This is a genomic window from Namhaeicola litoreus (assembly GCF_042679565.1).
Taxonomy (GTDB): Bacteria; Bacteroidota; Bacteroidia; order Flavobacteriales; family Flavobacteriaceae; genus Namhaeicola; species Namhaeicola litoreus.
This window is the reverse complement of record NZ_JBHTMY010000003.1, coordinates 321799-336211: the sequence shown is the minus strand read 5'-3', so window position 1 is coordinate 336211 and position 14413 is coordinate 321799. Positions and strand designations below refer to the sequence as shown.

11 protein-coding genes are annotated in these 14413 nt (G+C 35.4%); 7 read left to right on the top strand and 4 right to left on the bottom strand.

Translation table 11 applies throughout. The features are described 5' to 3' along the window. Position 1 precedes the first annotated feature (1 nt). The 7 genes from ACFQ39_RS08790 (at position 2) to kynU (ending at position 9085) form a co-directional block, all read left to right on the top strand. The gene (locus tag ACFQ39_RS08790; protein ID WP_377178140.1) at positions 2 to 2500 is read left to right on the top strand and encodes a heavy metal translocating P-type ATPase; all 2499 of its coding nucleotides are present in this window, start codon (positions 2 to 4) and stop codon (positions 2498 to 2500) included. A 5-nt stretch (positions 2501 to 2505) separates the two neighbouring features. Continuing rightward, positions 2506 to 3216, top strand: coding sequence for a PepSY domain-containing protein (locus ACFQ39_RS08785; protein ID WP_377178138.1), 711 nt, complete (start codon positions 2506 to 2508; stop codon positions 3214 to 3216). A gap of 2 nt (positions 3217 to 3218) precedes the next feature. Next, positions 3219 to 4982 carry an efflux RND transporter periplasmic adaptor subunit gene (locus ACFQ39_RS08780; RefSeq protein WP_377178136.1) on the top strand — a complete coding sequence of 588 codons (1764 nt, stop codon included), beginning with the start codon at positions 3219 to 3221 and terminating at the stop codon, positions 4980 to 4982. A 100-nt stretch (positions 4983 to 5082) separates the two neighbouring features. Then, positions 5083 to 6222 (top strand): MFS transporter, encoded by a 1140-nt coding sequence (locus tag ACFQ39_RS08775; protein WP_377178134.1) that lies wholly within the window; start codon positions 5083 to 5085, stop codon positions 6220 to 6222. Positions 6223 to 6356: 134 nt separating this feature from the next. Further along, complete coding sequence (locus tag ACFQ39_RS08770; protein ID WP_377178132.1) at positions 6357 to 7106, top strand: head GIN domain-containing protein; 750 nt, start codon at positions 6357 to 6359, stop codon at positions 7104 to 7106. Between the two features lie 3 nt (positions 7107 to 7109). Then, positions 7110 to 7811 carry an SGNH/GDSL hydrolase family protein gene (locus ACFQ39_RS08765; RefSeq protein WP_377178130.1) on the top strand — a complete coding sequence of 234 codons (702 nt, stop codon included), beginning with the start codon at positions 7110 to 7112 and terminating at the stop codon, positions 7809 to 7811. After that, positions 7808 to 9085, top strand: coding sequence for a kynureninase (gene kynU, locus ACFQ39_RS08760; RefSeq protein ID WP_377178128.1), 1278 nt, complete (start codon positions 7808 to 7810; stop codon positions 9083 to 9085). The genes ACFQ39_RS08765 and kynU overlap by 4 nt, the downstream gene beginning before the upstream one ends. A 49-nt stretch (positions 9086 to 9134) precedes the next feature. Here the strand turns inward: kynU and ACFQ39_RS08755 are convergent, their stop codons facing one another. From ACFQ39_RS08755 to ACFQ39_RS08740, 4 genes are all read right to left on the bottom strand, one after another. Beyond that, a complete protein-coding gene (locus ACFQ39_RS08755) occupies positions 9135 to 9557 on the bottom strand; it encodes a tellurite resistance TerB family protein (RefSeq protein WP_377178126.1) in 423 nt (140 codons plus the stop codon). A gap of 121 nt (positions 9558 to 9678) precedes the next feature. Next, positions 9679 to 10041, bottom strand: a complete 363-nt coding sequence (locus ACFQ39_RS08750; RefSeq protein ID WP_377178124.1) for a hypothetical protein — start codon at positions 10039 to 10041, stop codon at positions 9679 to 9681. 163 nt (positions 10042 to 10204) lie between these two features. Further along, positions 10205 to 11449, bottom strand: coding sequence for a DNA polymerase IV (gene dinB / locus ACFQ39_RS08745; RefSeq protein ID WP_377178122.1), 1245 nt, complete (start codon positions 11447 to 11449; stop codon positions 10205 to 10207). Then, positions 11427 to 14387: a DNA polymerase III subunit alpha gene (locus ACFQ39_RS08740; RefSeq protein WP_377178120.1), complete on the bottom strand. Its 2961-nt coding sequence runs from the start codon at positions 14385 to 14387 to the stop codon at positions 11427 to 11429. Before ACFQ39_RS08740 ends, dinB begins: the two co-directional genes overlap by 23 nt. Between the last annotated feature and the right edge of the window lie 26 nt (positions 14388 to 14413).

Genomic DNA, 14413 nt, shown 5'->3' with positions numbered 1-14413 from the left:
TATGCGACAAACTTATCACATTCGCGGAATGACTTGCAATGGTTGTAGAAATCATGTGGAAGAATTGCTTTTAAAAATTAAAGGGATTACAACCGCTCATGTAGATCTAGAAAAGGAAGAAGCCACTATTGAAATGGAAGACCAAATTCCAATTGAAACTATTCAAGAAACTTTTAATGATGACGGTGGACGATATCACATTCATAGACAAGGTGAACATCTCCAAGAATCAGAACTAATAAAAGAACAAATACAAAAAGGGAAAGGTACAGGCTTTTTTTATTGCCCTATGCATTGTGAAGGGCAGAAAACCTATGACAAAGCTGGAGATTGTCCGATCTGTGGGATGGATCTTGTGGAAGAGCAAAATTTATCTACTGGAACCGTATATCAATGGACATGCCCAATGCATCCAGAAATTATAAACAAGGAATCGGGTACATGCCCCATCTGCGGTATGAACTTAGTATCAATGGATACTGAAATATCTTCTGAAAAAAAACATTATCAAGGTTTATTGAAGAAATTTTGGATTGCCGTGGTATTTACAATTCCTATTTTTCTTATAGCGATGTCCGACATGGCAAGCGATAATCCTTTGTATAAAGTTGCAGAACAAAAATATTGGAATTGGATTCAATTTGCATTGTCAATTCCGGTAGTATTCTATTCCGGTTGGATGTTTTTTAAACGTGCTTGGACCTCCATAAAAACAATGAACTTAAATATGTTTACGCTGATTGGAATTGGTTCGGGTATTGCATGGATATTTAGTGTATTCGCCCTATTATTTCCTAAAATATTTCCTGAAAACTTTAAATCTGCTGAGGGTAATGTTTATATTTATTTTGAAGCGACAACTGTTATTCTAACATTAGTCCTTTTAGGTCAGATTTTAGAGGCCAAAGCACACAGCAAAACCAGCGGAGCAATCAAAGAATTACTAAAATTAGTACCTTCCACCGCAACCTTAGTGGAAAATGGGGAAGAAAAAACTATAGCGATCGATCAAATTGAAAAAGGTTTTTTATTGCGCATTAAACCTGGAGAAAAAATACCTGTAGACGGCTATATAGTTGAAGGCAGCAGCAGTGTTGATCAATCTATGATTACTGGCGAACCTATTCCTTTAGATAAAAGCATTAATGATCAAGTAAGTTCTGGAACATTAAACAGTACAGGATCCTTTGTAATGAAAGCCGAAAAAGTGGGATCAGAAACCTTGCTTTCTCAAATCATTGAATTGGTAAATACGGCAAGTCGTTCTAAAGCACCTATTCAAAAATTAGCGGACAGAATCTCTAAATACTTTGTGCCAATTGTGATTGGGGTTTCCATCATCACATTTATGATATGGGCCGCTTTTGGTCCAGAACCTGCCTATGTCTTTGCCTTCGTTAATGCCATAGCCGTTTTAATCATTGCATGTCCTTGCGCACTTGGGCTGGCCACTCCAATGTCTGTGATGGTTGGGATTGGTAGAGGTGCTCAATCGGGGGTAATGATTAAAAATGCGGAGGCATTAGAAAAAATGAATATAGTTGATACACTCATTGTTGATAAAACAGGAACCCTAACAGAAGGTAAACCGTCTGTAGAACAAGTAATTGCCACAAATCCTTCAGATGAAAAAATTTTAATACAATATATTACTTCATTAAATCAGTACAGTGAACATCCTCTAGCCAAAGCAATTGTACACTACGGAATATCAACGAATACTTCTATTATTAAAATCGATGATTTTGAAGCAATAGCAGGTAAAGGAGTGATAGGAACTTTTCAAGGTAAAAAAATTGCATTGGGAAATGACAAACTATTGAAACAGCAATCGATTTTTATTTCAGAAGATTTAAAGACCAAAGTGATTGCCGAACAAGAACATGGCAAAACGGTGTCTTATATAGCCATAGATAAAGAGGCGGTTGGATACGTTTCCATTTTTGACGCAATTAAAAAAACAAGTCAGAAAGCAATTGAAGATTTACAAAGAATTGGTATAGAAGTCATTATGTTAACAGGGGATAATGAAAATACTGCCAAAGCAGTTGCCAAACAATTGAACCTCGACCGCTATAAATCAGAATGTCTACCCGAAGACAAATTAAACGAAATAAAGAAATTACAAGAGAAAGGTAGAGTTGTCGCAATGGCCGGTGACGGTATAAATGATGCACCGGCTTTGGCTCAATCTGATGTGGGTATTGCCATGGGAACAGGAACCGATATAGCCATAGAAAGCGCATCGATAACTCTGGTCAAAGGCGATTTGGCAGGTATTGTGAAAGCTAAAAAATTAAGTCATGGCGTTATTAAAAATATCAAACAAAACCTCTTTTTTGCTTTTTTTTACAATGTATTGGGTGTGCCCCTGGCAGCAGGAATACTTTATCCCTTTTTTGGTATTCTACTCTCACCCATGATTGCGGCTTTAGCCATGAGTTTTAGCTCGGTATCTGTTATAACGAATTCTCTTAGATTAAGAAAAATAAAACTTTAAAAATAATGTTACACAGGCATACAGCATTAAAAATTCGAAAGACACATAGGTATTTAGGCTTATTTATAGGAATCCAATTCTTGTTTTGGACGATCAGTGGTTTATACTTTAGTTGGACGAAAATTGATGAAATTCATGGAGATCAATTTAAGAATCTATCTTTCCAACCAAAGGTTTTTGCTGATCTAATTAGTCCTTCCCAACTCAATGTTCCTGAGGGTATTGGTACAATCGAATTAAGAGATATAAATAACGTGCCCTACTATTGGGTGAACAACAGGCAATTGTACAATGCTTTAAATGGTAAACCTAAAAACTATATCTCAGAAGAGGAAGCCTTGTATGTTGCGAAAAACTATGTAAAAAATGAACTCGAAGTAGCCACTATAGAACAAATCGATGCTGTCGACAAACATCATGAATACAGAGAAAAACTATTACCGGCCTATGTTATTTCATATAAAAATGACCACGCCTTAAAAGCTTATATATCAATAAAAGATGGAAAATTTCAAACGGTTAGGCATCGGGCATGGCGATGGTTTGATTTTTTATGGATGACCCACACCATGGATTATGACGGTAGAGATAACTTCAACACATTTGTGTTGAGAATATTTTCTTTATTAGGTTTAATTACTGTTTTAAGCGGATTTGCATTGTGGTTTACCTCGTCTCTTTCAATTCGAAAAATATCAACACATCTAAAAAAGTAAAAATGAAAAATTACATTATTTATATCGGAATATTATTGGCAGGCCTACTATTAGGATGGCTTATTTTTGGTAATTCATCAAAAAATAATGATGCTCATGAACATAGCGAAATAGTAAATAACGAACAAATGTGGACCTGTGCTATGCATCCACAGATTATGAAAACTGAACCTGGCGATTGCCCAATTTGTGGCATGGATCTTATACCTGCCGAAATTGGCGCAGACGGATTATCGGCAGACCAATTCAAACTGACAGAAAATGCTTTGGTTTTGGCAAATGTTCAAACTACAATAGTAGGAATGGGCTCAGAGGAAAACGGTATCATTAAACTTACAGGAAAAATTATCGAAAATGAATCATTAGAGGAAATTCAAGTAAGTTTTTTTTCAGGTAGGATCGAAAATCTGAACGTAAATTATACTGGAGAAAAAGTAAACAAGGGGCAGTTATTGGCCACTATTTATTCCTCAGAATTGTATGCTGCACAGCAAGAATTAATTACGGCATCAAATTTAAAGGAATCACAAAAACCGCTGTACGCCGCAGTTCGGAATAAATTAAAATTGTGGAAATTATCGGATAAACAGATTGATCAAATTGAAAAAACAGGGAAACCTATAGAAAATTTTCCGGTTTATGCGACCGTTTCCGGAACTGTAACAGAAAAGTTAGTTGCTAAAGGTGACTATGTGGCACAAGGACAAGCCTTATTTAAAATTGCCAATTTAAATTCTGTTTGGGCCAATTTTGATATTTATGAAAACCAAATAGGTCTTTTCAAAAAAGGGCAAATAATCCAAATCACAACAAATGCATATCCCGATAAATCTTTTACTGCCAGAACAGATTTTATAGATCCAATTTTAAACAATCAAACGCGGACAGTAAAACTAAGAGCAGTTTTGCCAAACAATGAAGGGATTTTCAAACCGGGGATGTTTGTCGAGGGTAAAGTGGCAAATTCCCATTCCGATCAGGAGCGTCTGCTTATACCAGCATCGGCCATTTTATGGACGGGTAAAAGATCTGTTATTTACCTCAAACCGATTTCAAATGAGCCAATTTTTGAAATGCGCGAAGTTGTTCTGGGAAATAGAATAAATGATCTATACGAAGTTTTAGAGGGATTAAATGTGGGAGATGAAATTGTCACAAATGGCACTTTTACTCTTGATGCTGCAGCACAACTAAAAGGTAAAAAATCCATGATGAATCAATCGGGCGGGAAAACAAATACTGGTCATGAGGACCATCTTGGAATATCAGGTCCGGAGAAAAGAACTAGCCGGGCGATTATAAATAGTAGAAAAGTAGAATCTCCTGTTTTTCAAGAACGACTGAGTATTGTGTTTAATTCGTATTTCGACTTAAAAGATGCCTTGGTAAATGATGATTCAGCACTCGCACTTCAAAATACTCAAAAAATGGCAACTTCTCTAAAAAGTATTGATCATTCATTAATAAATGAGGACAATCATGAAAATTGGACGAAGACCTCAAAAGAGCTAAGCGAATCGTTACTCAGGTTGTCGAAACAAAAAGATCTGGAAAGCATTCGACAAGAATTTATTATTGTTTCAAATCAAATGATTCTGATGGCTAAGAACTTTGATGCCTCAGATCGTCCTATGTTCATACAACATTGCCCCATGGCAAATACAAGTAAAGGTGCGGACTGGCTAAGTTTAAATGAGGTGATAAAAAACCCTTACTTTGGCTCTTCTATGTTGAGCTGCGGTGAAATAACTGATACAATTAAATAGTCTTTTGTAAAAGTTATAATAATATAAAAATATTTTTGAAAGCATATCACTAGTGAAACTGTGAAAAATACTTCGGATATTTGTACAGTATTTTTTCGCCATGACTCAACAATCCAAACAACGCATTGCACTTAGCGTGTATTTTTTTTTAGTAGGTTTTTGCTTTGCTTCTTGGGCCTCCAGAATTCCATCAATTAAAACCAATTTTGGTTTGAATGAAGCTGAATTGGGAAATCTTCTTTTAGCCATGCCCATCAGTTCACTTATCGGGTTGCCCATATCCGGATGGTTGGTAAGTAAATTCAATAGTAGAAATCCTATGTTCCTTGCTTATATTTTACATATATTTTCGTTGATTCTTATCGGTTTCGCAGACAAAATAGGCTGGCTATTTCTCGCGGTAAGTTTGTTCTCATTTGCGATGCGAATTGTAAATATTTCAATGAATACGCAGTCATTAATGGTTCAGAAAAACTATACCAAAAAGATTAATGGTTCATTTCACGGATTATGGAGTTTGGGCGGATTAGTGGGTGTATTATTTTCTACTTTTTTAGTTAAAAACCATATTCCAATGAAAGAACATTTTATGTATGTTGCTACTGTCGGATTAATTATGGGCATAATCGCCTATCCCTTTTTGATCAGAAACGACAAGGTTAGCACTGGGAATAAATTGATCTTTGGAAAACCGGATAAATTCATTTTATATTTAGGTTTAATGGTTTTTTTCGCTGCACTTTGTGAAGGTGGTATGTTCGATTGGAGTGGCGTTTATTTTAAAGAAGTGGTAGGCGCTGAAGTATTTACATTGGGCTACTTAATTTTTATGACATTTATGGCGCTTTCCAGGTTCTTTTCAGATAAGGTGGTAGATCATATTGGTATGAAAAAAACATATTTGATAGGAGCATCAATTGTCGCCATTGGTGTGCTCATTGTTATAATCTTCCCCTATTTCTGGCCTGTCTTATTTGGATTTTCAATTGTAGGGATCGGCGTTGCCGCTGTTTTTCCAATGACCTTTACTTTGGCCGGAAATTCAAAAAAATATTCTCCGGGAATGGCCCTTTCGATTATCTCTACCTATGGAATTGTAGGAATGCTTATTGGCCCACCTTTGGTTGGATATTTGGCTCATTTATTCAATCTGAAATACGCATTTATTTTGTTTATTTTTTCAGGATTGATGCTCATTCCTTTGTCACAATTGCTTTTTAAAGAACTTGAAAAGCAATAATTCATCAAATTATTGCCCTTTCCCTGTAACATTTTAATCAATTCGATGTCCATGAAATGAATTGATCAACTCCAAAATTGGAGCCAAACCTAAATTATAAATTTAATTATCGATCTTTATAAAAACTTTATCCCATGAATAGAATCAATAAATTTTTGACCTGTATAATGCTTTTTGGAGTTTCTGTTGCATTCGCACAAATTAAAACCATAACCGTTCAGCCTTTTTCAAAAGTCATTGTCAGTCCGCATATAGAAGTTGTTTTTCAAGAAGGAAATAAAGAAGAAGTGGTTGTTCAAAGCCTAAGTGTTTCTGAAGAAAAGTTTAATATCGAATCTTCAGGTAAAACGATGCACCTCTATTTGGAGGGTGCAAAAACGATCACTAAAAATGAAAAAGTAGAAAATGAAGAATGGGAAGGTAAAAAACCTATTTATCAAGGAACTGTAGCTACAGTAGTAGTCACTTATAAAAACTTGGAAGAATTGTCTTTGAGAGGTGAAGAAGAATTTGTTTGCAAAGATCAGTTAAAAGGAACTAAATTTGTGCTTAGCCTCTATGGAGAAACTGAAATTATGCTGAACGACGTAAAATTGGAAGAGATGAAATCTGTACTTTACGGCGAAAATGAATTGACTTTTAAATCTGGTTCTATAGAAGATCATAGAATTATTTCTTACGGTGAAAGCGAAATTGATGCCATGGAAGTAGAAAGTGAAACGGCAAAAATAACCTCGTATGGTGAAGCTGAATTTAGACTTTTTGTCAATAAAGAAATTAAATTAACGGCTTACGGTGAATCCAATTTGGAATACAAAGGGCAACCTTTGATCAAAAAAGGTATTGTGATTGGCGAGACTAGAGTAAGACAAATTAATAACTGATATATGAAGCAAATTAACGCTCTTCTTTTTTTATTTTTACTTTTGTCCATCTCATGTTCAAGTCAAGAGTCTGATCAAAATTTACAAGAACAAAATCAATTGAAGTCCTATTTAGCATTAGGTGATAGTTATACCATTGGTGAAAGTGTGGCAATTTCTGATCGATTTCCTATGATTTTAGTGAATGATTTGAATGAACAAGGCTACAACTTTCAAGAACCAAAAATTGTAGCTAAAACCGGTTGGACAACGGACGAGTTAAAAGCTGCTATTGTAAATGAAGGCTTGGCTAAAAATTATGATTTAGTTACGCTTTTGATTGGTGTAAATAATCAATATAGAGGGAGAGACGTCGAAAATTTTAGAATTGAATTTGCAGATTTACTCAATATAGCCATCGGATTTGCAAATGGCAAGCCTGAAAATGTTATAGTAGTCTCAATTCCGGATTGGGGAGTAAGTCCTTTTGGGTCCAGTCGTGATCAGAAAAAAATAGCTAAAGAAATTGATCTTTACAATAAAGTGAAAAAAGAAGAAACACTTAAGATAAATGTAACTTTTGTTGATATTACGGAAGTCTCGAGATCAGGGCTGGGAAATCCAGAATACTTCGCGAAAGACGGACTTCATTTCTCTGGCAAAATGCATCAATTATGGGTAGATGAAATCATCAGCCAATATTTTGATAAAAATATGAGTAAATGAATCGAGAAGAATTCAGAAAACAGGCTTTGGCCTTCGATAAGAAAGATTCTTTAGCAAAATTCAGAGACCTATTTGTATCTGATGATCACGTGATTTACCTCGATGGAAATTCTTTGGGTAAACTGCCTAAAGCGACCATATCTCATTTGCAACATGTCGTTAAAGAAGAGTGGGGAAATCGTCTTATCAGAAGTTGGAATGAAAAGTGGATAGATCTTTCTAAAAAAAATGCTTCTAAAATTGCAAAAATTGTAGGTGCAAAAGAGGATGAAATTTTTGTAGGGGATTCAACCTCGTTGAACCTTTACAAATTGTCCTATGCAGCTTTAAAATATAATAAAAGCCGAAATGAGATTCTTACAGATCAATTAAACTTTCCAACTGATTTATATATTCTTCAAGGATTAATAAAGGAACATTTTCAAAATCATAAACTTCTCTTTATAGAAAGTAAAGATCAAATCACAACGACTAAAGAAGAAATCATTTCCAAAATTTCAGAAAATACTTCATTGCTCACTTTGAGCCATGTAACTTATAAAAGTTCTTTTTTGTACCCTATGAAAGAAATCAACGAAATTGCCCATAAAAAAGGCAGCTTAGTGCTTTGGGATCTTTCACATGCCGTAGGTGCAGTACCCATTAAATTGAATGATTGGAATGCAGATTTGGCTGTAGGGTGTACCTACAAATATTTGAATGGCGGACCCGGTGCACCGGCTTTTTTGTATGTGAATAAAAAGCTACAAGAGAAAATGGAAAACCCTGTTTGGTCTTGGTTTGGGCATGACCGACCGTTTGATTTCTCGAATGATTTCTTACCTTCTAAAAGTATCCAAAAATTTGGGGTTGGCACGCCTACTATCTTATCACTTTCTGCCATGGAAAAAGGTTTGGAAATAATGGTGGATGCCGGAGTTTCTCAGTTGAGAGAAAAAAGTAAAAGCCTAACGGAGTTTATGATGAGTATGATAGAAACTTGGCTTATTCCTCTAGGGTTTTCGGTTGCTTCTCCTAAAAATGCAGAAAACAGAGGTTCACATATTTCTATTCAACATGAAAACGCTTACGCCATAAATTGTGCGATGATTGAACCCTCAAAAGATCACAAAAGTATTATTCCGGATTTCAGACCGCCAAACAATATTCGTTTGGGTATTGCTCCCTTGTATATTTCGTTTTTGGATTTGTATGAGAGCGTAATCAGAATCGCAGAAATTGTAGAAAATAAGGAATATCTGAAATTCAAGAATGATAAGAATCTGGTTCCCTAATGAAGGATTGAAAAGTTGATTTACTTCTTCAATACATCTTTTTGATCAATTATTTTTCTAAAAATTCCTTGTAATCTTCAAATTCAAACCTTCTCCCGAAATAAAGAATTGATTTCGCTATTATATTTTTTGCGCGTTCTTCAGAACATCCTAGCCCAATGGCATATTTATGAATTAGTTTTGCTTCAGGTTCATCTATTTCATGATCGATATAGATCATTTGAAACAGGTCAAAAATATGTTGTAATCGCTGCTCTTTTGTATGCGTTACGTCACTGGGGAATTTTGAAGGATCGGATATAACTTTTTCAAATTCTTCGGTATGAACATCTAATTTTTTAGCGAATTTTTTCAACAGATTTAATTCAGGCTCATTCATTTCGCCATCTATTACAGCCATTTTTACAATTGCCGCAAAGTGAATCAGGTTGTTTTTTTTGGTACCTGACGCAAATAATTCTGAAAAGGACATATGCTTTTTTTAAGTGTGTGTTTTAATCCTAAATGCTTAGTGAAGATACGAAATAGTTTATTATGTATTTGAAAATTTCTTATCGTCAACAAAAGGCAATAACAATCACTTATGTGATCCTTTAGGTTTTTTTGGTCAATTCACCACTTTCTAAAGCTTTGGTCAAATCGGCTCTTACTGTATTATATGTTTTAAAGAATTTCTTTCCATCTGTTCTTTGTAAAACTACTTCTTGAGAACCATCCTTTTTCTCAACAATTTTTACAACATGAACTTCATTGGCGTAAATATTATCATAATTTACAATCCCTCCTCTTTTAATGATAAAATTATCCTTAGGAAAATAGATATGTTTAAAACTTGGCGTTGAGGGTTTTTGAATAATTAATGCATCACCTACTTGAACATTTGAATTATTCATCTCCTGCGCATTTGTTTGTAAAGCAAACAAAACAAAAGCAAAAATTATAAATATTTTTTTCATAACTATTGATTTATTATACTTTTTTAATTCATCTAATAATGCAAATATACCAATATCTCACATTTTCAGCAAGCCTATATTGACGATTTATTAATTATTTAAGATTTATTTGGTTTTATTGCAATTTACTTGGTTTTTTGAGAATTATATAAAATCTTTGTTCCTACTGCCTTCTATTGGCCAATAAAGGTGGCGGTTCTCCTGTAAAAGGATTCCATCTACTAATACTTTTTGCTCCCATCCCGGAAGCTCTTATTACGGCTCTATCGCCAAATCGCTCCCGCATTTTATCCATAGCATGATATAAGTTCAATATCTTTTCATCATCTTCAAACATATTTATTTGATGTCCGCCACTCACCAAATGACTAAACCTTACACCTACTAACCTTACAAGCAACCTTCTTTGATACAGTGTTTTATACAAATCCATTACAATAGGTAAAATAATATGGTCTGCCGAACTATATGGAATCATTTTTTGCTTGGTATAAGTCTGAAAATCTGAGTACCTGATCTTAAATGTCACACAGGCCGTAAGTTTATTTCCTCTTCTTAGTTGATAGATCAAATTTTCTGTCATTGCTGTAATAATTCCTTTTAACTTATAAACATCGATGGTGTCTTTATCAAAAGTTCGCTCGGTAGAAATAGATTTGCGCTCATGATAAGGAACAATAGGCGAATTATCTACACCATTGGCTTTTTTCCAAAGCGTAATCCCGTGTTTACCAAATACGCGTTCCATCATATTCACGGGCATTTCCTGAACCGTTTTAATTCGCTTAATTCCTAAATCACACAAAGCATTATAGGTTTTCTCACCCACCATCGGGATTTTTCTAACCGAAAGTGGTGCTAAAAACCCTTTTTCTAAGCCTGAATCAACCTTTAGCTGATTATTGGGTTTTGCTTCTCCTGTAGCAATTTTGGAAACTGTTTTATTTACAGACAAACCAAAAGAAATAGGCAAACCTGTTTCTTTCATAATTTTTGTTCTGAGTTCTGTAGCGAGTTGATGACAACCAAAAAAACGATCCATTCCTGTAAGATCTATATAAAATTCATCGATAGAAGATTTTTCATACAGAGGAACTGTCTCTTGAATTACATCTGTGACCTCTTTAGAGAATTTTGTGTAAACACCGGAGTTTCCGCGTAAAACAATGGCTTCCGGACATAATTGTTTTGCCATACGCATAGGCATGGCCGAGTGTACGCCAAATTTTCGCGCTTCATAACTACAGGAGGCTACTACTCCCCTGTCGGAAGTTCCTCCGATCAAGACAGGCATATTGTTTAAACGACTGTCTATTCGTCTTTCGCAGGATACAAAAAATGTATCGAGATCCATATGTACAATTGAGCGTTCTTGTGTCATACTTTTAGCTTTTTTTCTCTTCTGCATACCTAGGATCTTGTACAATGGCTAACTTTTCCATGTCATCAACTTCAATAGTCACACAGTCAAATTCTTCTGTTACTTTTCCTGTTAAACGATAAATTCCCCTTCCTCTAAACAAATTTTTTCGGGCAGCTTGCGGAAAATGAACGGTGTCTATATGGTCTCCTTTTTCATCCACGAAAGTGCCAAAATACATCAAGTCGCCCTTAGAGGTAACCGTCTTTTTTACGGTTACATAATAACCGTATACAGTCACATTTTTACCTACATATTGATAGAGATCTTTGGCAAAAATTTCTGTTTGTACAGGCTCTGCCAAAAGCATAAAAGGATCGCAAAGGGGGAAATCTAAATATTGGATCTCATCAAAAGCATCTTCTAACATAGAACTTGTTAGAACAGGCGTTTTATAATTTACTTTTTCTGATTTGAATAAGGTTTGAATGTGTTCTTCCATCTCAATTTTATGTACTTTCATATACGCTTCCCACAAAAGTTCTCGCTTGTTTGGATTGCAAAACCGAAAAGCATTCACCTTGATCAACAAAATAAGTTGCTCTAAACCTATCGGAACGCGATCGATAAAGTCATCGAGATTTAAAAACAAGCCGTTTCTTTCTCTTTCCCGAATGATCTTTTTTGCATTCTGAGATTCAAAAGCATGCAGCATCATAAAACCCAAATAAATATGCTTTCCTTCAATAAAATTTTGCGCATAAGACTTATTAATATCGGGAGGATGAATAATGCCTCCATGCATACGCGCTTCGTGTAAATAATATTCAGGTCTGTAAAATCCTCCCGAATTATTGATGGTTGCCACCATATACTCCAAAGGATAATAGGCCTTTAAAAACAAACTCTGATAACTCTCTACAGCATATGAAGCCGAGTGCCCCTTGGCAAAAGCATAGCCGGCAAAACTCTCTATTTGTCGCCAGATCTCGGCAGTCAAAGCATCATCTTTTCCGCTGCTCTTACAGTTCTCAAAAAATTGATTTTTTACTTTCAAAAACTCCTCTCTAGATCTAAACTTCCCACTCATACCCCTTCGCAACATATCCGCTTCACCAAGGGTAAGTCCGCCAAAATAATGCGCCACTTTGATCACATCTTCCTGGTACACCATTACCCCATAGGTTTCCGGCATAATATCGAGCATGGTTGGGTGCGCATCTTTTCTTCTAGACGGATTTCGATAACGCAAAATATACTCGCGCATCATTCCCGATTTGGCCACTCCCGGACGAATCACAGAACTCGCAGCAACCAAGCCTATATAATTATCTACCTGTAATTTTTTGAGCAGCATACGCATAGCGGGCGACTCTACATAGAAGCAACCAATGGCTTTTGCATTTCTGAGTAAATGTTTGATCTTTTCATCTTCTTTGAATCGTTTGATATCGTGAATATCAATGTCAGGATGATCAGGATGGTTGTATTTTACTATATCTATCGCTTCTTTTATTTTTCCCAAACCGCGCTGACTCAGTACGTCAAATTTATAGAGTCCTACATCTTCTGCTACATGCATATCAAACATGGTAGTAGAAAACCCTTTGGGAGGTAAAAATGTAGCCGTATAGTATTGAATTGGTTTTTCGGCGATTAAAATTCCTCCTGCATGTATACCCAAATAATTCGGAAAACCTTGTATTAACTTGCTGTAAACCAGAACCAATCGAGACATTTTATCGAGCTTTTCTTGAATGTATTGTCCAGAAGAAAGTTTATCGATCTCTTCTTTAGGCAAACCAAATACTTTTCCGATTTCTCTGACCGATGCGCGAAATTTAAAGGTATTGTACACCGCAATTAAGGCCGTATGCGGAAAGCGTTTAAAAATGAATTGAATGATATCATCCCGATCTCGCCAGGAAAAATCGATATCAAAATCAGGTGGATTTGCCCGATATAAATTGATGAATCGCTCAAAATACAGATCCAATTCTATCGGGTCAACATCTGTAATACGGAGTAAATAAGCTACCAAACTATTTGCTCCACTTCCTCTTCCCACATAAAAATAGCCTTTGCTGCGCGCGTATTTCAACACCTTCCAATTGATCAAAAAATAAGACACAAACTGCTTTTCTTTGATGATTGTCAATTCTTTTTCCAAACGCTCAAATACCCTTTCACCTATTTTTTTATAGCGATAATGCAAGCCCTTATAAGCTAGCTTTCTGAGCAATTTAAAATCGAGTTCCTCACTCTTCGTATAAGTCTTTTGGTTTTTAGGAACATTTCCTGAAAAATCAAAAACGATATGACAGACATCCAACAATCTCTGGGTATTCTCGATCAATTGCGGATAAGCCTTGAAAATTTCTTTGAGTAAAACTTCAGGGAACATTACATCTACGTGATTTCCTTGTTCAGAAGCAGGAAGCTTGCTCAACAACGTATTGTTGTCTATCGCCCTTAGCAAACGATGTGCATTAAACCCTTTTTTATCGCCAAAAGAAACCGTTTTAAGTATGACCAATTTGCTTAGATGATCTTGCCAAGCCGAAAATTTTAACTGATTGAGATCTGAAGGTTTTATACCGATAAATTCATTTTCTTCGAGTATTCTTAAATCCGATTGAAAAGGATAAATCACAAAAGTATCTTTGAGTTCTTTTGCTTTTTTGGGTACGACAAACTTCTCTTGATGCAAAAATTCTGACAAATAGGTATTGATACGATAAAAACCCTCATTATTCTTTGCCAACATGACAAATTGCTGCTGCACACCATTGCGAAAATCAACTCCCAATACAGGTTTTATTTTATATTTTGTAGCTAAACGCACAAATTCAAGACTAGCAGAAGTACTGTTGATATCAGTTAAAGCAAAAGCCGGGATACCTAATTGTTCTGCCTGCTGCAAAAGTGTTTCGGGTGCTACAGTGCCGTAGCGTAAGCTGTAAAAGCTGTGCGTATTCAGATACATTTTTTAGAAATAATTTTACGGAAACT